17 protein-coding genes and 1 tRNA gene are annotated in these 19,241 nt (G+C 60.2%); 9 read left to right on the forward strand and 9 right to left on the reverse strand.

Going from position 1 to position 19,241, the window contains the following annotated elements; translation table 11 throughout:
- Positions 1-287: 287 nt before the first annotated feature.
- From NQ014_RS05360 to nth, 4 genes are read right to left on the reverse strand one after another with little or no spacing between them, the layout of a single operon-like run.
- The gene (locus NQ014_RS05360) at positions 288-1,484 is read right to left on the reverse strand and encodes a MarP family serine protease (protein WP_070832549.1); all 1,197 of its coding nucleotides are present in this window, start codon (positions 1,482-1,484) and stop codon (positions 288-290) included.
- On the reverse strand, positions 1,481-2,353 hold the full coding sequence (locus NQ014_RS05365) for a CoA pyrophosphatase (protein WP_257074095.1): 873 nt from the start codon (positions 2,351-2,353) through the stop codon (positions 1,481-1,483). The genes NQ014_RS05360 and NQ014_RS05365 overlap by 4 nt, the downstream gene beginning before the upstream one ends.
- The gene (locus tag NQ014_RS05370) at positions 2,350-3,105 is read right to left on the reverse strand and encodes a TlpA disulfide reductase family protein (RefSeq protein WP_257074096.1); all 756 of its coding nucleotides are present in this window, start codon (positions 3,103-3,105) and stop codon (positions 2,350-2,352) included. Before NQ014_RS05370 ends, NQ014_RS05365 begins: the two co-directional genes overlap by 4 nt.
- A 16-nt stretch (positions 3,106-3,121) precedes the next feature.
- The gene (gene nth, locus NQ014_RS05375) at positions 3,122-4,051 is read right to left on the reverse strand and encodes an endonuclease III (RefSeq protein WP_257074098.1); all 930 of its coding nucleotides are present in this window, start codon (positions 4,049-4,051) and stop codon (positions 3,122-3,124) included.
- 500 nt (positions 4,052-4,551) lie between these two features.
- Between nth and glxR the strand changes: the two genes are divergently transcribed.
- Entirely contained in the window at positions 4,552-5,235 is a 684-nt protein-coding gene (gene glxR, locus NQ014_RS05380) for a CRP-like cAMP-activated global transcriptional regulator GlxR (protein ID WP_005511668.1), read from the forward strand.
- A gap of 594 nt (positions 5,236-5,829) precedes the next feature.
- Here the strand turns inward: glxR and NQ014_RS05385 are convergent.
- The 4 genes from NQ014_RS05385 to NQ014_RS05400 all read right to left on the reverse strand — a co-directional run bounded on the left by NQ014_RS05385 (position 5,830) and on the right by NQ014_RS05400 (position 8,017).
- Positions 5,830-6,645, reverse strand: coding sequence for an MBL fold metallo-hydrolase (locus NQ014_RS05385; RefSeq protein WP_070432015.1), 816 nt, complete (start codon positions 6,643-6,645; stop codon positions 5,830-5,832).
- Between the two features lie 138 nt (positions 6,646-6,783).
- Positions 6,784-7,257, reverse strand: coding sequence for a RidA family protein (locus NQ014_RS05390; RefSeq protein ID WP_257074100.1), 474 nt, complete (start codon positions 7,255-7,257; stop codon positions 6,784-6,786).
- Positions 7,258-7,392: 135 nt separating this feature from the next.
- Complete coding sequence (locus tag NQ014_RS05395; RefSeq protein WP_005511670.1) at positions 7,393-7,554, reverse strand: hypothetical protein; 162 nt, start codon at positions 7,552-7,554, stop codon at positions 7,393-7,395.
- Between the two features lie 100 nt (positions 7,555-7,654).
- Complete coding sequence (locus NQ014_RS05400; protein ID WP_257074101.1) at positions 7,655-8,017, reverse strand: WhiB family transcriptional regulator; 363 nt, start codon at positions 8,015-8,017, stop codon at positions 7,655-7,657.
- A gap of 377 nt (positions 8,018-8,394) precedes the next feature.
- On the opposite strand from NQ014_RS05400, the gene NQ014_RS05405 reads away from it, so the two are divergent.
- Complete coding sequence (locus NQ014_RS05405; protein WP_373467708.1) at positions 8,395-10,812, forward strand: transglycosylase domain-containing protein; 2,418 nt, start codon at positions 8,395-8,397, stop codon at positions 10,810-10,812.
- A gap of 115 nt (positions 10,813-10,927) precedes the next feature.
- Here the strand turns inward: NQ014_RS05405 and NQ014_RS05410 are convergent, their stop codons facing one another.
- On the reverse strand, positions 10,928-11,389 hold the full coding sequence (locus tag NQ014_RS05410; RefSeq protein WP_005511696.1) for a GatB/YqeY domain-containing protein: 462 nt from the start codon (positions 11,387-11,389) through the stop codon (positions 10,928-10,930).
- Positions 11,390-11,428: 39 nt separating this feature from the next.
- Here NQ014_RS05410 and NQ014_RS05415 point away from each other — a divergent pair, with 39 nt between their 5' ends.
- The 7 genes from NQ014_RS05415 to NQ014_RS05445 all read left to right on the forward strand — a co-directional run bounded on the left by NQ014_RS05415 (position 11,429) and on the right by NQ014_RS05445 (position 19,238).
- Entirely contained in the window at positions 11,429-12,364 is a 936-nt protein-coding gene (locus NQ014_RS05415) for a metallophosphoesterase (protein WP_070642812.1), read from the forward strand.
- Positions 12,365-12,596: 232 nt separating this feature from the next.
- Positions 12,597-12,673 (forward strand) — tRNA-Pro (locus tag NQ014_RS05420).
- Between the two features lie 845 nt (positions 12,674-13,518).
- The gene (locus NQ014_RS05425; RefSeq protein ID WP_373467710.1) at positions 13,519-16,425 is read left to right on the forward strand and encodes a DUF4040 family protein; all 2,907 of its coding nucleotides are present in this window, start codon (positions 13,519-13,521) and stop codon (positions 16,423-16,425) included.
- Positions 16,422-16,904: a cation:proton antiporter subunit C gene (locus tag NQ014_RS05430; RefSeq protein ID WP_257074104.1), complete on the forward strand. Its 483-nt coding sequence runs from the start codon at positions 16,422-16,424 to the stop codon at positions 16,902-16,904. Before NQ014_RS05425 ends, NQ014_RS05430 begins: the two co-directional genes overlap by 4 nt.
- Positions 16,905-16,927: 23 nt before the next feature.
- Entirely contained in the window at positions 16,928-18,469 is a 1,542-nt protein-coding gene (locus NQ014_RS05435) for a monovalent cation/H+ antiporter subunit D family protein (RefSeq protein ID WP_257074107.1), read from the forward strand.
- Positions 18,469-18,951, forward strand: coding sequence for a Na+/H+ antiporter subunit E (locus tag NQ014_RS05440; protein ID WP_257074108.1), 483 nt, complete (start codon positions 18,469-18,471; stop codon positions 18,949-18,951). Before NQ014_RS05435 ends, NQ014_RS05440 begins: the two co-directional genes overlap by 1 nt.
- Positions 18,948-19,238 (forward strand): monovalent cation/H+ antiporter complex subunit F, encoded by a 291-nt coding sequence (locus NQ014_RS05445; protein WP_005511667.1) that lies wholly within the window; start codon positions 18,948-18,950, stop codon positions 19,236-19,238. Before NQ014_RS05440 ends, NQ014_RS05445 begins: the two co-directional genes overlap by 4 nt.
- Positions 19,239-19,241: the final 3 nt, after the last annotated feature.

Raw genomic sequence — 19,241 nt, forward strand, 5'->3', positions numbered from 1 at the left:
TGGAGCCCTGCCCACGAGATACAACGCTGTCGCGATACCAGGCCGACATCATCTCGTTGCGCAGTCCGAGGGCCCCGCAGGTCCTAAGTTGCCAAGAGGCCAACCAAACCGTTACCGGTCCATCGCCAACACTACTGTCGAACAGCCGGTTGCAACACAGCGGACACCGAACAACCGAACCCACATTGGTGACCTCAACATGCGCGCGGCCAACGCCCATTAGCTCCGAACTGCTATTGCATAAAGCCGGGTTGCTACAGTCGGGCGTGCCCCACACAACTTGCCGCTTACCCCGCCACGCACTGCTGCGTGCTGATGGCCCCGTAGTTATTCATCGCCTCATCAATGTGTGGCTGGACCTCGGCGTGCGTCAGCGCGTAACCAGTCTGGTCATTGTTCACACCGGCACCGAAGACCAAGCCCAGGATCTGGCCCTGCGGCGTAATCAGTGGGCCGCCCGAGTTACCGTGGCGCACATCTGCCTTCAGAACATAGGACTGGCGCTCGTGCCTGGTCGACGAATAAATATCCGGGCCTCGAATAATGATGTTCTCCGTCACGCGAGCAGGTGTGGCCTTAAAGGGACCGGACTCGGGAAAGCCCAGCACTACCGCGTCATCGCCCGGACGAGCTTCCTGATCCGACCACTGCATGGGCTCCAGGGGCAGGTCGGTGGTTCGGAGCAGGGCGACGTCGTCAAGCGGATCGTAGTGCACGACATTCGCGTCAGCCATGCCGACCACGGTTTCCAGCCGAACAGTGGTGGCGCCGGCGACCACGTGCGCATTGGTCAGAATCAGATCCGGCGCGATGACAAAGCCCGTGCCCTGCAGCAAGCGCTCACACTGCGGGGCCTCGCCCAAGACGCGGACGATGGACGGTCGAATACTGTCGACGACACCTTGCGAAATCACATTGGGATCGGCGGGTTCATCGGGGACGTTCTGCTTGTAGCCGAATGGCGGAGCGATGGCGGGCATTCCATCATCGCGGAGCTGACGGAGGATGCCACTGAAGCCGTCGCTCCATTCGTCGGGAGCGATCTGATCAATGAGGTTCATGCCCTTGGACTCACGCACCCAGTCGGCGAACTGCCCGGGCACGGCCGTGGCCAGCGGCACGGCGATCATCCATGTCACTACCAGCGCAGTCACGGACTGCACGATGGCACCAAGGCTCGAATCCAGGCCGACTGCCAACGGCGAGCGAATGGTATTCCGCAGCGACTGCCCTGCCACTGTTCCCACCGCATGACCGATCAGGGCGAACAGAATCACTGTGCCGAGGCCCAGAAGAACCTTCCCCGACTGGTTCTCGACTTGCGCCATAGCTAGCGGCGCCAAGGGCACACCAATAACCAAGCCCAGAACAACGCCCAAAATGGCCATAATCGACGAGACGGCGCCCTGCTGCCAGCCAACGACGAGCGCGAAAATGAAAACCGCCAGCAGCGCAACGTCAAACACAGCGATTGCAGGCATCATCGTCGGCCTCCCTTCAGTACGGACAGCTTTTCACCATTAGCGGAACGCGCGAGCACCGGCAAAAGTTTCTGCACGTTGGTGTCGTCCCACGGTTCCGACCAGCCGGCCACATCCAGCAAGTAGGACAGCACGCCGCCGGTAAAGCCCCAAACGACGAAGTCACCAACCTTAAATGCCGGCCCTGTCCAGCCGTGATACCCCAGCATCATGCGGTTGTCCGGATTCGTCAGGTGGCTGATTGGCACGTTGAATACCGATTCCGTCTCCGCAGGGTCGACCGCGCGCAGCGGATGCGGTGCATGCCAGTACGCCAGCACCGGATTGACCGCGAACCCAGTCCGCGAAATATCAATCGAGTCCAGCACCCGCATCGGCGTCACCGTCTTTCGGTCCAGCCCGGTTTCTTCCTCTGCTTCACGCAGCGCGGTATCGACCTCGTCCACGTCCCCGGGGTCGATGTGACCGCCCGGAAACGCCATCTGACCTGCATGCTTACGCAGCGTTGTCGCCCTGTGAATAAGCACCACACTGGCATCCTCCGGCCGCTGATGCGCCTCCGCATCACCGCTGAGCAGCACCAACACCGCCGACCGCGCAGGATTCCGCAACGGTTTCTCCTGCGTCGAGGAGTCTCGCCGCAACTTCGCAAACGCGCGCTTCACGCTTGATGACGAATCGGAGCGACCGGCCACCTTCTGCTCCGAGTGATCTGTTGCGTCGTGGCTGGCGCTGCTGGCGTGACTGGTGCTGGCGTGGCCCGCCGCGTCGTAATCAGCACTGACCAGGTGCGGCGGCAAACTATTGGTCAACCACTTCGGCAGATACAGCCCCGAGCTTGCGTCGCGATTCCACGACTGTCCCTGAGTCACTTCAATGCACCTCGCACGAAATCAGTAATCTGCTGTGCATCGGTGAATTCACCAGGATGAATGGTCGCCACAGTGCCATCTGCCTTAAACACCACGGTGATGGGCACAACTCGCGGTAGATTCAACGCTGGTCCGACCACGTCAACCGTGTCCGAGTAGGTCGGTAGCTTCACTCCGATTTCCTGCAGGAAGGCCTGGCCACGCCCCGCCTCGCGGGCCGCATGCACCGTCGCCACCTGCACGTCCGGGTTGTCCTTAGCCCATTGCTCAATAAGCGGTAGCTCTTGGCGACACGGCGCACAGTTCCACGCCCAGACATTAAGCACCGTCGGCTTGCCCTCGACGACCTGGCCCATGTCCACCAGTTCCGCTTGGCCTGCCTCGTTGTCCTGGCCTGTCGAGTCTCCCGACTCCGCCAACAGCGGCAAGCGCACACCGGCCAGCGAGCCACTACCCGCTACCGCCGCGATCTCATCCTTCGACATCGCTGGCGCTGCCGGCGCACCATCCACTTCACCATTGCCGGCACCATCACTGCCAGCGCCCTCCGCACCGACACTCGCACCGGATCCGGTCCCACCACCATCGGCCTCGTCATTGCCACCAGTGGTATTCACAATCGCGAAAATCACCAGACCCACAATGCTAAGTCCCGCGATGAGCAGCGTAATCAGCGATGCCGAACGGTTAACGTCCGCCTGCCGATCCTCATAGTGGCCACCATTGTGACTATGACCGCCCTGCTCATTCACGAAAAGTGCTCCTCGACTAGTCCTGTGTCGCTGTGGTGTTGCGCGCGCTATCCCCGTCGTCAAGCGCGGAAAGTTCCTCCCCACTGTAGCCGTCATTAAGACCGGCCAGGTAGAGAAGCCATTCCCTGTCGTCTGACTTAATCAACTTCTCCGCCGTCTCCGGCTCCGCCGGACCCGCGATGCCATACGACGGGCAATCCGCCGCCAAGAAGCACGCCCCGCACGCCGCCCGACGCGAATGACACACCCGGCGACCGTGGAAAATCAGCCGATGCGAAAACCACGTCCACTCCGCGCGCGGCAGTACCTCCATCATCTCGTGCTCCACGCGCACCGGATCTTCCTGCTCCGTGAGGCCCATGCGCCGCACCAGACGCCCAAAATGCGTATCGACCGTCAAACCCGGCACCCCAAAAGCATTCCCCAGCACCACATTTGCCGTCTTTCGCCCCACGCCCGGCAGCTTCACCAGCTCCTCCAACGTGCCCGGGACCTCGCCGCCATGCTGCTCCATCACTCCCTGCGCAAAACCGATGATGTTCGCAGCCTTATTCCTATAGAAACCCGTCGGCCTAACGAGCTCCTCGACCTCCTCCTGATTCGCAACCGCCAAATCAGCCGGGCTGGGGTACCTAGCGAACAGCGCCGGCGTGGTCATATTCACCCGCGCGTCCGTACACTGCGCCGACAGAATCGTCGCCACCGCGAGCTCATACGGATTACGAAAGTCCAGCTCACAGTGCGCATTCGGGTACGCCACCGCCAGCGTGCGGTTAATCCGTCGCGCACGCCGCACCATACCCAGGCGCGTCTCCTTCCCCCGCGCCGCCGGATGCGCCCCCACCGCCCGACGCTTCTTCGACGTCAGGGATCCCTGCGGGTGCGTGGGCTGGGGTTTGCTTATTTGGTGCGTGCTTAACGACGATGCCTTGCCGGTCGTATCCATGGTCGTAGTGTATCGGCTACCCCGGATTGCAATTCACGTGCGCACCTTTCGCGGGCCGCATCCTTAGATTCGTCCGGGATGCGGATGGAACCGGTAGGAGCTCGGGCAGATTCGGTCAAAAACCAAAGAAGTCATGTCCAACTGCAACTTGGAACACCGTTAGCAAATTGTTAGTTATAAATACACAGTTCAGCGGCTTTTCACCAGAATTCCCCACAGGCGCAGTGGCTCTTTTGCTACAGTGGTGTTTATCACATCTTGGTGACGGCGTAGTTTTGGGATGCATCTGTAGAGGCGATTTGTCGTGAAATTCGTCCAGGGATGAACCTGCCTTGAAGGCTGGCAGCGGCGTTACCGGGAAAGACCGAAAGTAGTGGGACTAGTGGGACGGGGCAGTTTCTCTTCCTGTTTGACCACTGCAATCTGTAGTCGAGTGTTAATTTGGTGGCTGCTGGCCTGTATTTACGGTGGTTAGCGGCCCAAGACAGGAGAATTTTACCGTGGATGACGTCAAGGAGATTCTCTCCCGGGCCGGTGTATTTCAGGGAGTCGACCAGGAGGCTGTGCAGGCCTTGCTCGGCGAGCTCGAGACGGTTCGCTTCCCGCGTGGAACCACCATCTTCAATGAGGGTGAGCCGGGCGATCGGCTCTACATCATTATTGATGGCAAGGTGAAGCTGGCTCGTCGCTCAGCCGACGGTCGTGAAAACCTGTTGACCATCATGGGCCCATCCGACATGTTCGGCGAGCTCTCCATCTTCGACCCGGGCCCGCGCACCTCTTCGGCGGTCTGCGTCACCGAGGTTTCCGCCGCGTCCATGAGTGCCGATCAGCTGCAGGAATGGGTCGGGTCACACCCTGATGTTCCAGCCCAGCTGCTGCGCATGCTGGCCCGCCGTCTGCGCCGCACCAACAATTCGCTGGCCGACCTCATCTTCACCGACGTCCCTGGTCGCGTTGCTAAGTCCCTGCTTCAGCTGGCCAATCGCTTCGGTGTTCAGGAAGGTTCTGCTCTCCGCGTGAACCATGACCTGACTCAGGAGGAAATCGCACAGCTCGTCGGCGCCTCCCGAGAGACCGTTAACAAGGCTCTGGCAGAGTTCGCCCACCGCGGCTGGATCCGCCTTGAGGGCAAGTCCGTGCTCATCTCCGATACGGAGCGTTTGGCTCGACGCGCACGTTAGCTTGTTGCGCACGTTAGCTTGTTGCGCACGTTAGCTTGTGGCGCACGTTAGCTTGTGGCGCTGCCCAAACGACTCACATCCCGCAGCCTCTGCTTTTGGATCCCCGGTTCCCGTAGGAGCACATGAAACGCATGAGGCTCGCGGGATTTTTGTTGTCTTCCCCCGCTGGCCTGCCATGCTGGCCTGGCATGCTGACCTGGCATGCTGGCCGAATTATGGCCAAGTTTGGCGCACTCATCGACGCTTCCTGCTTTTCCACCACTTATCGATGCTTTCCCGGCACCTATCGATGCACCATTCACCGATTTCTCCTTGCATCAATCACTTTTCGATGCGCTGTTCACTTATGCGTGCGCTATAGCTCATCGACAAGTGGATACCTCATCGATAAGTGATTGAGCTGGCCCCGACGAGGCCAACCCCACCCCAACCAGCACTAGCCGAAAACAAAAAGCGCGCAACCCGCAAAACTGCAGGTCACACGCTCTTTTTCATGCGGCGACTCAAGCTCGGCTTCAGCCAAGCCTCAATTAAGCCCAGCCCAGACCAGCCCAGCAACTGGCCAAAGCCCAAGCCGAAGCCAAAGCCCAGCAACTACTCCCCGTGATCGCGCAGGTAGCGCAGGGTCACGCGAGTCGACTGCTCAGCAGCATGACGCAGCACCGGATCGACATCGGTGTAAATCTCATCCACAATCTGGTCGACCGTAGCTTCGTCGCCCAGCTTGGCAACGGCATCCTTCACCTGCTGCAGGCGCAGCTTACGACGCTCAATGTACTTCTGCGTCATTACAGTGATGTCCGGCAGGTCAGCACCATGACCAGGCAGCAGACGAACACCCTTGCCGCGCGAATCCAGCATCTTCAGGGTTTCCATGTACTTACCCAGGTCGCCGTCGGTCTCCGAGATCATAGTGGTGTGGCGACCAGCGATGGTGTCACCGGTAACGATGCCTTCAACATCGTCCTCGCCATCACCAGTGTGAATGAAGTAGCAGACGGAATCAGCGGTGTGACCAGGGGTTGCCACGACCTCAATCTGCGGGGTTACTCCGTCGAGGACGATGCGTTCGCCGTCGACAAGCGGATCCTGACCTCCCGCGCAGTACTGAGACTCCAGCTCACGAATCGGCGCGCCGGTGAGCTGGCGGAAACGTGCGGCGCCATCAGCATGGTCGCCATGACGGTGCGTCAGCAGAATCAACGCAACGTCGCCGGCATAACGCTGGAGGACGTTCAGGTGTCCCTCGTCCTCCGGACCCGGATCGATGACAATACTGCGGCTATCCCCCTCAGCCTTAATAACGTAGGAGTTCGTACCCTCCAGCGAAGAGTAGCTGGGGTTCGGGCACAGAACGACGCCCACAGACTGAGAAATCTGACGCAGTTGGCTATACGCAGGATGCTCCATGTCCTCTATCCTACGTGGTTGCGCAATCCGGGGAGCGCGCCACGTCCTCCAATTCGGCTCATTTGGGTGTATGCACGCTTCACGACGGCCCGGAGAACGCAGCATCCCCGCTGTTCACGGCGACAAAAGAAGCAGCTACTAGGCTACTTCAACGATGATCTCGACTTCCACGGGAGCGTCCAGCGGAAGCTGATTCACACCCACTGCCGAACGAGCGTGCTGGCCCCGTTCGCCGAAGACGTCGCCGAAGAGTTCCGAGGCCCCATTGATAACGCCCGGCTGACCAGTAAATCCAGCGGCGGAATTGACGAAGCCGACAACCTTCACGATGCGGGTGACATTGTCGAGGCCAACCTCGGCATCGACTGCGGCCAAAGCGTTGAGAGCGCAGGTGCGGGCGGCCTCCTTGGCCTCCTCAGCAGTGACTTCTGCACCGACGTGGCCGACGTGGGTGAGCTCGCCGTTCACAAAGGGGAGCTGACCGGAAGTGAAAACAAGGTTGCCCGTGCGCGTCGCGGGTACGTAAGCCGCAACTGCCGCGGCAACTGCAGGCAGGGTAAGCCCCAGGTCCTTAAGAGCCTGGGAAGGAGTGCGAGATTCAGAGTTGCTCATTTAAGTTAAGCCTTTCCACGGCGGCTAGTGGCGGGCGAATAAAGCCGTGCAAAGAAAGATGGCAGCCAACAGTGAGTCAGCTGCCGACCGAAAGCACAACCGCCGTTGTTAGTTAGGTATTAGACACCTAGGTAATTAGTCAGCCTTCGGGCGCTTGAAGTAACCGACGTGGTTTTCGCCGGTCGGGCCGGGGAGAACAGTGACGAGCTCCCAGCCGTCCTCACCAAAGTTGTCCAGGATGGCCTTGGTGTTGTGAATGAGCAGCGGTGCGGTGAAGTATTCCCATTTAGTAGTCATGGAAGCTACTTTATCTGTCCCCCAGCCTCGCGCGCTGGGGGTTCAGTTTTACTTCGGTTTAAGTCCGGTTTTTACTTGGCCACTTAGCTAGCTTGGTTATTTACTTAGCCAGCTTTGCCTTGCGCTGAGCTGCGTACTGCTCAGCGTAGAAGTCGGCCCACGAGGTAATTTCCGGGTGCTCGCGCAGCATTGCGCGGCGCTGACGCTCGGTCAGGCCACCCCAGACGCCGAACTCGACGCGGTTGTCCAGAGCGTCGGCACGGCACTGCAGAACCACTGGGCAGTGGCGGCAGATAACTGCGGCTTCGCGCTGTGCGGCGCCGCGAACGAACAACTTATCCGGGTCAATATCGCGACACTTAGCGCGCGGAACCCACTCCTGGCGATCGCGGAAGCTCTCTACACCGAGCTCATAGCCTGCCGCAGTAGCAGTGCGGTTGCGATCTGGAATCGTGGCGGTCATTGTAGCCTCCTCGTGCCTGCGAATTTCGTTATTTCGAAATAGTTTCAACTAAATAGTGCTGAAATTTTGTTGTAAGTCTATTCACACCGTCCAAATAATGTCGATTGGGTCACATTGAGAGGGTGGACGTGGCGCAGTTCCAAATATAACGATGCAGGTGGGACAACTTTTTCCAACAAAACGACGGGGGTGATTTGCGTCACTATGAAAACTTTTTTCCAGAAACCACCACACGATGAGTTGCCCGGTATTGTAAGGGCGCTCGTAGCACTCCTCCCCCCCCCCCCGCTCGCCCGGCGTTTTTCTGAGCTCGCCGGGTATGTCGCTAGGCGGATTTTCAAAAATCCACTTCGGCTCAATCCGCCCTACCTTGTAGTGTGATTGCTGTGAATAAAGGTTCGACGCTGTTCAAGCTCTCCGTTGCCACTGTGTTGGCAGCGTTGATTATGGCCAGCGCCCTCTTTCCTCTTGTGGGCGGCTCGGCCTACCTCGTCGCGCGCACGGCTGATGAATTCGCGTCGGCGTCGCGGTCGGTGATTTCTAAGGACGCACCAGGGGTCACCACTATTACGGATCGGAATGATCAGCCGATTGCGTGGCTCTATGATCAGCGGCGGTTTAATGTGCCGTCGGAACACATCTCGCCAGCCATGAAGGACGCGCTGGTCAGCGTGGAAGATAGGCGCTTTTATGAGCACTCCGGTGTGGACTGGAAGGGTACTGCCCGTGCGGCGGTAAAGAACTTCATGTCTCAGTCAGTGCAGGAAGGCGCCTCCACAATCGAGCAGCAGTTGATTAAGAACCACACGCTGCTCGTGGACGCACAGTCGGAGTCGGAGCGTCGCGCTGCTACTGCCACGGATTATGGCCGCAAAATCCGCGAGATTCGCATCGCGTTGGATCTGGAAGATGAGCTCACGAAAGACGAGATTCTGACCAAGTACCTGAACTTGGTCCCCTTCGGCAATGGCGCTTTCGGTGTGGAAGCTGCAGCTCAGACCTACTTTGGTATTCCCGCCTCCGATCTGAATGTCCCGCAAGCCGCTCTGCTCGCGGGCATGGTTCAGCAGTCCTCCGGGCTCGATCCATATACAAATCCGGAGGGTGCGCATGCACGGCGTAACGACGTGCTTGCGGCCATGGAATCCACGGGGGCAATTGGCCCGCAGGAGGCTCAAGACGCCAAGGCAGCTGATCTTGGTATTCTCCCGGAGCCTCAGCGCCTGCCGCAGGGGTGCATCGCGGCGGGAGATCGCGGTTTCTTCTGTGACTATGTGGTCTCCTACTTGGAGAACCACGGCATTGAGACCGAGAAGCTCAAGCGCGGCGGCTTCCATGTGAAGACTACGCTGGACCCGCGTGTGCAGGACAGCGTGCAGGAGTCTCTACGTCAGCAGGCGTCACCGACGGCGGATGGCGCAGCCGAGGTTATGAGTTTGCTTGAGCCCGGGGATGACTCCAGGAAGTTGCTCGCGATGGCGTCGTCACGCGTATACGGCCTCGATGCGGAGCACATGCAGACCGTGCAGCCGCAGCCATTTACGCCGGTGGGCAATGGCGCGGGCTCGATTTTTAAGATTTTCGCGGCGACGTCGGCGGTGGAAAAGGGGCTGGGTATTGATACCCACTTCCCGGTGCCGCGCCGTTACGAGGCCTCCGGGCTGGGCACCGGTGGCGCAGAGGGCTGCCCGCCGGGGCTGTACTGCGTGGAAAATGTAGGCAGTTTCCCGCCGTCGATGTCGCTGCGTGAGACGCTCGCACGGTCACCGAATACGCCTTTTATTCAGATTTCTGAGCTGGTCGGCGTCGATGGTGTAATGGACATGGCGGTACGCCTGGGTATGCGTTCATACACGGAGCCAGGCAGTTTTGATGGTGAGTCCTCGGTGAAGGACTACGTCTCGGAGCACAAACTCGGCTCTTTCGTGCTGGGTCCGACGTCGGTGAATAACCTTGAGCTTTCCAATGTCGCGGCCACGCTGGCCAGCAATGGTCGCTGGTGCGAGCCCTCTCCAATTGAGTCCGTCACGGACTCTAAGGGCAACGAGGTCAAGCTGAATGTGCCACCGTGTGAGCAGGCGGTGGAGCCGGGTGTCGCGCACGCAATCGCTAATGCGCTCAGCAATGATGCCACCGATGGCACTGCGAAGGACGCCGCGAAAGAGCTCAACTGGGAAGGCCCGGTCGCAGCTAAGACCGGTACTACCGAGTCGAACCAGTCCGCGGCATTCCTGGGCTTCACCGGCGGTCTGGCCGGATCGGTCTACGCCTACAATGACACCCCGACTGTTACGGAACTGTGCACGTCACCACTGCGCCAGTGCCCGAGCGGAAACCTCTTTGGTGGTCGCGAGCCCGCGCGGACATGGTTTGGTGCAGTCGGCCCGGTTATCGAGGACTATGGCGGAAAGAACCTCCCGCCACTGGATTCGGACTACGGCCTGGGCACTTCCATTACCCAAATGCCAAATGTCGTGGGCATGCAGAAAGCCGAGGCCCGGGAGGTTCTAAAGAAGGCTGGCTACAAGGTAGAGGAACAAACTGTGTCCCGCACGGGTGAGTCGCGTGGAATCGTGGTCGGGCTGGATCAGCCGGCACTCCTTCTCAAGGGCGGCACCGTCACGATCCGCGTGGCCGATGGCACCCGCCGTCCGACGCCGCCGCCTGCACCGTCGTCGCCGTCGCCACGTCCAGAGTCGACGACGTCCCGGCCGGATCCGCTACCGCAGTTCCCTCGTCCGAACACTCCGCCAGCGCCGAGCTTGCGGGATCTGATTCCGCTGCTGCCGTTCTAGTTCACTACTACCGTTCTAGTTCGTTCTAGTTCGCTCTGGGAGGCAGCCCCAGTTCGCCCCAAAGATACAGCTCCAACACATATCGCCGAAAAAGGGAAAACGGCGAAAGGTCGCGCTAGCCCTGCAGGGCAGCCTTAACGGCCTCGGAAAGCCGCTTGCCATCAACCTGGCCAGCGGCCTTTTCCTTTGCCACCTTCATAACCTGGCCCATAATCTTCATGCTCGGCGCGTCATCGCCAGCAACCTCGGCCACGGATTCTGCGACGAGGTTCTTCACGGCGTCGTCGTCAAGCTGTTCCGGCTGGTAGCGGGCGAAAACCTCTGCTTCGGCGAGCTCGGCGTCGGCAAGTTCCTGGCGGCCGTTCTCGGCGTACATCTCAGCGGACTCGCGACGCTTCTTGACCTCCCGCTCAATCACACGCAGCACCTCTTCATCGGTGAGCTCGTGCTTGGAGCCGGAGACCTCCTCGGTCTGGATGGCGGCCTTCAGCATGCGCAGCGCCGCAACGGTTTCCTTGTCGCGGGCCTTCATTGCGGCGGTCATATCGGAGACAATTGTGTTCTTCAGTTCACTCATACGCCCTAGATTACCGCTGTAGTTGATAGTGTCTCTGTCATGACATCGCGCGCTTTTTCCAACCGAATTCTGCGGTCTGCCGCAGCTCTCGCCACGCTTGGCTTGACGACGTTTATCTACGCGAACCAAATCGAATTGCGCGCATTTAAACTCCACCGTGTGCAAGTTCCCGTGCTGGCACCCGGCACGCTCGCCCGGGCGGGAAAGCGCGAGGGTGAGCCTTTCCGGATTTTGCATGTCTCCGACTTCCACATGCTCCCCGACCAGAAGTTGAAGCAGAAGTGGGTTGCCAGCCTCGATGCTCTGAACCCTGACCTGGTGATTAATACCGGCGACAACCTGGGAAGCGACAAGGCCGTTCCCAGTGTCCTCGCAGCGCTCGGCCCCCTACTGAACCGTCCGGGTGCCTTCGTGTTCGGTACGAATGACTACTTCGCGCCGCGGCCTGTCAATCCGCTGAAGTACCTAACGGGCAAGAAACGCAAGCCCTCGCGCGTCGAACTGCCGTGGCGCGGCATGCGCGCTGCGTTTATCGAGCACGGTTGGCAGGATGCCACCCATGCCCGGCTGGAGTTTGTGGCGGGTGGCGTGAAGGTGGCGCTGTCCGGTGTGGATGACCCTCATCACGAGTTGGAGGACTATTCGCAGATTGCCGGTGCCCCGAATGCGGATGCCGACATCGCTATCGGCCTGTCGCACTCGCCGGAGCCACACGTGTTGGATGCTTTTGCGGAAGACGGCTACGACCTGGTGCTTTCCGGCCATACCCACGGTGGTCAGGTCTGCCTGCCCGGAGGGAAGGCCATTGTGACCAACTGCGGCATCGACCGCTCGCGGGCCTCGGGGTTGTCGCGCTGGACCGAGAAGACATGGCTGCATGTCTCCAATGGCCTTGGCACTTCCCCTTACGCCCCGGTGCGCTTGTTCTGCCGCCCGTCCGCGACCTTGATTGAGGTTGTGGAGCGGGATTCGTAGTTCGTAGTTCGTAGTCCGTAGTTCGTCGGGTGCGGTTCGTAGTTCGTAGTCCGTAGTTCGTCGGGTGCGGTTCGTTGTCCGTAGCCCGTAGTTCGTCGGGTGCGCCAGAGACCGCGACTTGGCCCCGCAGCCCGTTAAGCAGGCGTTTTGCATTCTGGCTCAGCGTCGGGCTAAAGTAAGTCCTCGCAAGCACAGCACTGAGACGTATGTTCCCAGTTTGTGTCTGTGGCCTCGGGGTATGGCGCAGCTTGGTAGCGCGCTTCGTTCGGGACGAAGAGGCCGTGGGTTCAAATCCCGCTACCCCGACCAAGTAAAAACCCTCTCTCACCTGGAGTTATCCAAGTGCGGGAGGGTTTTGTCATTCGCTACTTTCCGCCGCCGTTCAGGGACGCTAGACAAAAGGTGTGCCTGGTTCTCAAGGTAGTGACTGGTCAGGCCCCAACTTCGGCAGCACCACAGCCCGGGATTACGTAGCAAAACTGACAGCCCGAAAACTCCGAGGCTGCAAATGTGAAACTGTGTGAGTTTATGACACTTTCAGGCCATTTTTCGGGCCATTTTTGACATAAACGCAGTCAGTAACTCGGATCGGCTCAACGCCACCTGACATAAACGCAGTCAGTAACTCGGATCGACTCAACGCCACCTGACATAAACGCAGTCAGCAACTCGGATTGGGCGTAAGTAGCGAAGGTGCCCACCCGCCGACGCACCGTTCATCACTCGTTCCACTATTTTTTCACTACCTGATCCACCAAGCCTTTCCCCACTCCCCCAAAGGCCCCTTTCACCCCGCGTAGAGCAATTTCGTGGCTGTTAGTCTGTAGAAGTACGAACTTTTTTAACAGCAATGTGAAAGTAGCCCCCAAGTGACGCACCTGGCAGCAGCTCTGGCATCAGCCAGCTCCTTTACAGCCAGTCCTCCGTCGGCGACCGCACCACCAGACCAGACATTGGCTTCTGAGTTTGCGTCCGGCGGCGTATCGGCAACATTGAATTCTTTAGATTCCGTTCTTTCTGCCCCGGCAACTATTTCTGCCCCGGCAACTATTACCGCCCCGGCAAGCAGCTCCGCAGAGCACGCGACAACGCTCGCAGCCCAAGCAGCCCAAGCAGCTCAAGCCACCCAAGCAGCCCAAACCTCCGCCAACAGCCTGACCCTCCTTTCGGTCCCGCTGTTGGTCGCGGTTGCCCTGGCACTGACCCCGCTGTTTGTGAAGCTCCTTGGTCGTCACGCAGGCTGGCCCATCGTCGCGTTTTTTCTCGCGTCGGTGGTCCAGCTTTCGCGTGTAACGGGCGATATCCTCGACGGCACGACCTTCACCTGGTCCCGCGTCTGGTCCCCGGAACTGAACGCGGCGTTTGCGCTGAAGCTCGATCCTCTCTCCATGGTGTTCAGTTTCTTGGCGCTGTTGGTGGGCTCGATAGTCTTCATCTACTCCACCGCGTATTTGCCGCCGAAGAAATCCGCGATGAGCTTCTACGTCCTGATGACGGCGTTCATGCTGGCGGTTTTGCTCCTCGTGCTTGCCGACGACATCATGCTCCTCTTCATCGGGTGGGAGCTGGTCTCGATGGCGTCGTTCCTGCTCATCGCAAGGTCGGGTTCGTCGGGCGAGCTGGGTTCGTTGCGCACACTCCTGCTGACCTTCACCGGCGGCCTGCTGCTTCTGGCCGCCCTCGGCGGTGCTGTGTGGCTGACCGGTTCCACGAACCTCACCGAGGTTTTGGCTTCGCCTGAGTGGGAGGCCAACCCGACAGCGCGTAGCCTCATTGCCGCGCTGGTGGCCCTGGGTGCTTTCACGAAGGCAGCTCAGTTCCCCTTCCACGCCTGGCTTCCAGAGGCCATGGCGGCAGCAACTCCCGTCTCGGCTTTCTTGCACGCTGCGGCCGTCGTTAAGGCGGGCGTTTACCTGTTGATGCGTTTTTCCACGGTCTTCGCGGACGTGCGCGTGTGGCAGTTGCTGCTGATCGTCATGGGTATGTGGACGGCTGTTGCCACGGCCTACTTTGCGCTGCAGCAGACTGACCTGAAGAAGCTGATTGCGTACTCGACGGTCTCGCAGTTGGGTTGGATTGTTGCCACGATTGGTGTGGGCACGAAGTTCGCCATTATGGCTGCGGTTGTGCACACCATTGCGCACGCGATGTTTAAGTCTTCGCTGTTCATGATGGCTGGTGTGGTTGATCACCAGGCGGGCACGCGCGATATTCGTCGCTTGGGTCCGCTGTGGAAGCAGATGCCGTGGAGCTTTGGCTCGATGATTTTCGGTGCGGCATCGATGGCGGCAATTCCGCCGTTTTTCGGCTTCATGTCGAAGGAGGGCATGCTGACCGCATTCGAAGGTGCGCCGCTCAGCAACACCGGTGTCGTCATTCTGCTGACGGTGGCAGCGATTGGTGCGATTGGTACTTTCGCGTACTCGGCACGTTTGGTGTTCGGTGCGTTTGTGGATGGTCCGCGCAACGTGGACCACATCACTGAGGCTCCAATTTCGCTGTGGCTCCCGGCTGCCATCCCTGGCGTGCTCAGCCTTCCAGCCGCCTTCGCTGCCGGCGCTATTTTGAACCGTCCGCTGGACCGCGTGGCGGATACGGTCGGTCAGCTTCCGGCTGGCACGACTCAGGAATCGCACTTGAGTCTGTGGCACGGCGTGAATGTGCCGCTGATTATCTCTGTGATTGTGCTGGCTGTCGGCGTGGGCTTCATCTTCACTCGTGCCCGCGTAGGCGCCGTCATGGCAGACCGCAAGCTCTTCCCGTTCACTGGCGTGGAGGCGATCAACGCGTCGCTGAGCGTCTCGCAGCGTGTGGGGCGCGCAATGGGCAAGGTGGCGCGTTCGCATCAGCCATCGCGTCACCTGTTGCCGCTGCTTGGTTTGCTCGCGGTGTACGCCCTGGTTATTGCGATCGCTCCGGGTGTCGGCGGCGCTCCGGTGCTGCCGAAGATCGACGGCATCGATCACCTGACTGATCTGATTCCGCTGGTCGTTGTCGTGATTGGCGTGTGGGCCACGCTTCGGGCGAAGAACCGCCTGCAGGCGGCTGTACTGCTCAGTGTCACCGGTGTTGGTGTCACGCTGCAGATTCTCCTGCTGGGCGCACCGGATGTGGCATTGACGCAGTTCATGGTGGAAATCCTGACTGTCGTGCTGATGATGCTGGTGCTGCGCTTCCAGCCGCGTGCGTTCTCTGAGACCTCGAAGAACCGCCGTGCTTCCACGGCGGTTGTGGCAGTTGCCGTGGGCTTGGCTACGTTCGGCGCGGTGTGGTTCCTCACTGGCCGTCGTCAGATGCCTGAGGTCGCGCAGTGGTACATCGACAACACTGAGAAGGTCACGGGCGAAACCAACATTGTCAACGTGATCCTGGTTGAGTTCCGTGCTTTCGATACCATGGGTGAGCTGGCGGTTCTCGGTATGGCGGGCGTCGCGATGGCGGCGGTTGTCACGTCTATGCCTCGCTTCCCGCACCTGCTCGATCAGCCTTCCCCGCTTGCGGAGCCCGCTCTGAACTCCATCATGATGCGTTGGCTGGCCCGCTGGCTGTCGCCGGTTCTGTTCGCCCTGTCCGCTGTGGTTCTCTACCGCGGCGGTACCGCTCCGGGCGGCGGCTTCAACGCGGCGCTGATTGGTGCCGCTGCCGTCATGCTGATTTACCTGTCCAAGGACCGCGACGAGCTGGTCTTCGGCGAGAAGATCCCGGCAGTGCTCAGCGCTGCGGGTGTCATCACGGCTATCGGCACGGGCTTCATCGGTTTCGCCAAGGGATCGTTCTTGGCACCGCTGTACGGCGAGTTCCTGGGTCAGCACCTCACCACGGCATTGCTTTTCGACGTCGGCGTGTACCTGGCCGTCATCGGCATTGTGGCAACCGCGCTGAATCTCCTGGGCGGCCCGAACCGTCCTGGTGTGACCGGGTCGGACGATGTGATGCAGGATCTCTACTCAGACCGCTCGAGCTTGCGGGTGCCGCCGGAGATGGGCGTGTTCGCCTCAGAAGCGGAGAGCGCCTCCGCCCCCGCCCCAGCTCATGCCACCGTTGAGGAGGCTAAGAAGTGATTATCGCCATCATGGCTGCCGTCCTCGCAGGCGGTGGCACGTACCTGGTGCTACAACGCGGCATGCTGCGCACCATCATCGGTATGACTCTGATTTCCCATGCCGCCAACCTGATTATTTTGTCCACGGGTGTCGGCGCCTGGCGCGGCGAGCCGCTGCTGGGCAACGAGGCCACCGCGGGCGCTGGCGCTGCCGAGCAGATGGCTGACCCACTGCCGCAGGCATTCGTGCTGACAGCCATCGTGATTACCATGGCCGTGACCGCGTTCATGCTGGCTCTGTCTGGTTTGGGCCGCGATGACGACACTCGTATCCATGAGGACCGCGAGGCTATGCGACAGCTGTCGACGGCTGGTCGTCGTGCGGGTAAGCACATTCCGGCTGACTCGGACTCCACGGTCACCGGCACCCCAGGGGTCTCTCCGGCTCCGGATAAGTTCCCGCGCGAGACCCCATACGGCGGTGACGAGAAATGGTAGAAGCCTCTGCAATGACCTCTGCAATGTCTCCTTCAACTCTGTCTTCGCTGCTGCCACTATTTGCGGCAATCCCGCTGATTTTGTCGGCAGTCACAGCCATCCTGCCGAAGCTGTGGATGCGTGCCACAATGGGTATCGCCGTTCCGGCACTATCGTCGCTGGCTGCGTTTTGGGTGATGTTCTACGTCGCTGAAAACGGCCCGGTCGGCCACGGTGTGGGCGCGTTCCCCGGTGGTATTTCGATTCCTTTCTTGGCGGACACGTTCTCCATGCTGATGCTGGGCGTGGCGGCCGCGGTGGTTGCCATCGGTAACTGGTTCGCCCACGTCGCGGGTGAAAATACCTCGCGGTTCTTCCCCTCCCTGACGCTGATGATGTTGGCCGGCATGTCGGGTGCTTTCCTGACTGCCGATCTGTTCAACTTCTTCGTGTTCATGGAGGTCATGCTGCTGCCTTCCTACGGCCTGATTGCAGTAACCGGTACCTGGCACCGCCTGGCTGCTGGTCGTAACTTCGTACTGGTCAACCTCTTGACCTCCACGGTGCTGCTGATTGGCGTCGCGCTGATCTACGGCTCGGCGGGCAATGTGAACATCGCAATGCTGGCCGACATGGCCAGCGAGGGTGGCCCCGGCGGCACGGGTGTGGTCGCGCTGGGCATTGTCATCATCGCACTGTGCGTGAAGGCTGGTTTGGTTCCGGCGCACACTTGGTTGCCGAGGACGTACCCGTCGACAAGCCCTGCGGTGATGGCGCTGTTCTCTGCGGTGCATACGAAGGTTGCGGTGTACATGCTCTTCCGCATCTACGTCGTGATTGTGGGCATGAACCCCTCCTGGCACTGGCCAATCATTATCATCATGGCGATCTCGATGCTGGTCGGCGCGTTTGCTGGTCTCGCGGAGAACACTATGCGTGAGGTGCTCGCCTACCAGATGGTCACGGGTATGCCGTTCATTCTGATTGTGCTGGCGTTCACGGATGCTAACGACGGCCAGGGCGCCAAGGCGGCACTGGCTGCGGGTATTTTCTACGCAATCCACCACATGGTGACTGTCGGTGCCCTCATTCTGGGCTCCGGTGCGGTGGAAGAGACCTACGGTACGGGTACGCTCTCCAGGCTTTCTGGGCTTGCCCGCCGCGACCAGGCAGTCGCTTGGGTGATGGCGGCGATGAGCTTCTCCATTGTTGGTTTCCCGCCATTTTCCGGCGTGTGGGGCAAGGTCGGCATTGTCTTTGCATCCGCGGCTACTGGCGATGCCCGCTCGATTGTCGCGATTACGGCGATTATTGTTGCCTCGCTGGGCTCGCTGCTGGCCATGATTCGGCTGTGGCGCGCGGTCTTCTGGGGCCGCCCCATGCAGGGTGTGGACGATTCCGTTCGCGTTCCGGGCGCGCTGGTTGCGCCGTCCGCCATGCTGGCAATTGTTTCTGTGACAATGTTTGTCGCGGTCGGCGCCGTCACTTGGGCGACTACCGGTGCGGCTGATGCGCTGCTGAATATTGATGGCTACCGCGAGGCCACTCTCGGCGGGGTTGAAAACGCCATCGGAGGTATTTACTGATGAAGTTCCTGCATATTATCCGCTATTCTCTCTGGCTGGTCTGGCAGGTTGTTGTGGCTGCGACGGACGTGGTGCGCGATACGCTGCGCCCGCACCAGAAGCAGCAGCCGGTGCTCATTGGGCTGCCGCTGCGTGTGAAGTCTGACCTTGAGGTCACTCTCTTTGCCGAGTCCATCACCATGACCCCGGGCACGCTGGTCTGTGGTGCCCGCGAGACCGATGCGGGGCGGTTGTTCATCATCCACGCAATCTTTGGTGCCGACCTGGACGCGCTGTACGACTCCCTCTACGACATGGAGGAGCACCTCGTCCCCAGCCTCCGCGATGTCCCCCGCCCAAAGGCTTTCGTCTTCGAGGAATACAACGCAGACCAGTTCATTGACCCGGATGCCGTCGTCGGTGTTGCTGCCGAGGTCGAACATGGTCTGCCGCTGCCGGATGGCATTGCCTCCAATGGTGAAGACAAAGGAGCACGCTCATGAATGACACATTGATTGATCCCACCGCAGTACAGGTAATCAGCGGCATTGGCATTGCTCTATGTTCGGTGGCGCTACTTGTGGGCGTGGTGCTGATCTTCCGGGTCAAGGGCAATGTCTCACGCGCAGTGCTTTCCGACGCTGCCTTCTACCCCATGGTGGGAGTGTTTCTCACAACTGCCATGCTGCGGACTACGGCCATCACTTTCGATATTGCAATGCTGGCGGGTCTGCTTGGCATTTTGTCGACCGTGGGCCTGGCCCGAGTTATTTCCCGTGGCCGCCGCTAAGAC

Origin of the sequence: Corynebacterium sp. 5QC2CO, from assembly GCF_024580435.1 — a bacterium.
Lineage (GTDB): Bacteria > Actinomycetota > Actinomycetes > Mycobacteriales > Mycobacteriaceae > Corynebacterium > Corynebacterium jeikeium_D.

Coding starts and splice junctions, on each gene's coding strand:
- NQ014_RS05385 (WP_070432015.1), bottom strand. CDS start 6,645: ATGGAGCATCCTGCGTATAGCCAACTGCGTCAGATTTCTCAGTCTGTG.
- NQ014_RS05390 (WP_257074100.1), bottom strand. CDS start 7,257: ATGAGCAACTCTGAATCTCGCACTCCTTCCCAGGCTCTTAAGGACCTG.
- NQ014_RS05395 (WP_005511670.1), bottom strand. CDS start 7,554: ATGACTACTAAATGGGAATACTTCACCGCACCGCTGCTCATTCACAAC.
- NQ014_RS05440 (WP_257074108.1), top strand. CDS start 18,469: ATGAAGTTCCTGCATATTATCCGCTATTCTCTCTGGCTGGTCTGGCAG.
- NQ014_RS05400 (WP_257074101.1), bottom strand. CDS start 8,017: ATGACCGCCACGATTCCAGATCGCAACCGCACTGCTACTGCGGCAGGC.
- NQ014_RS05410 (WP_005511696.1), bottom strand. CDS start 11,389: ATGAGTGAACTGAAGAACACAATTGTCTCCGATATGACCGCCGCAATG.
- NQ014_RS05435 (WP_257074107.1), top strand. CDS start 16,928: ATGTCTCCTTCAACTCTGTCTTCGCTGCTGCCACTATTTGCGGCAATC.
- NQ014_RS05360 (WP_070832549.1), bottom strand. CDS start 1,484: ATGATGCCTGCAATCGCTGTGTTTGACGTTGCGCTGCTGGCGGTTTTC.
- nth (WP_257074098.1), bottom strand. CDS start 4,051: ATGGATACGACCGGCAAGGCATCGTCGTTAAGCACGCACCAAATAAGC.
- NQ014_RS05415 (WP_070642812.1), top strand. CDS start 11,429: ATGACATCGCGCGCTTTTTCCAACCGAATTCTGCGGTCTGCCGCAGCT.
- NQ014_RS05445 (WP_005511667.1), top strand. CDS start 18,948: ATGAATGACACATTGATTGATCCCACCGCAGTACAGGTAATCAGCGGC.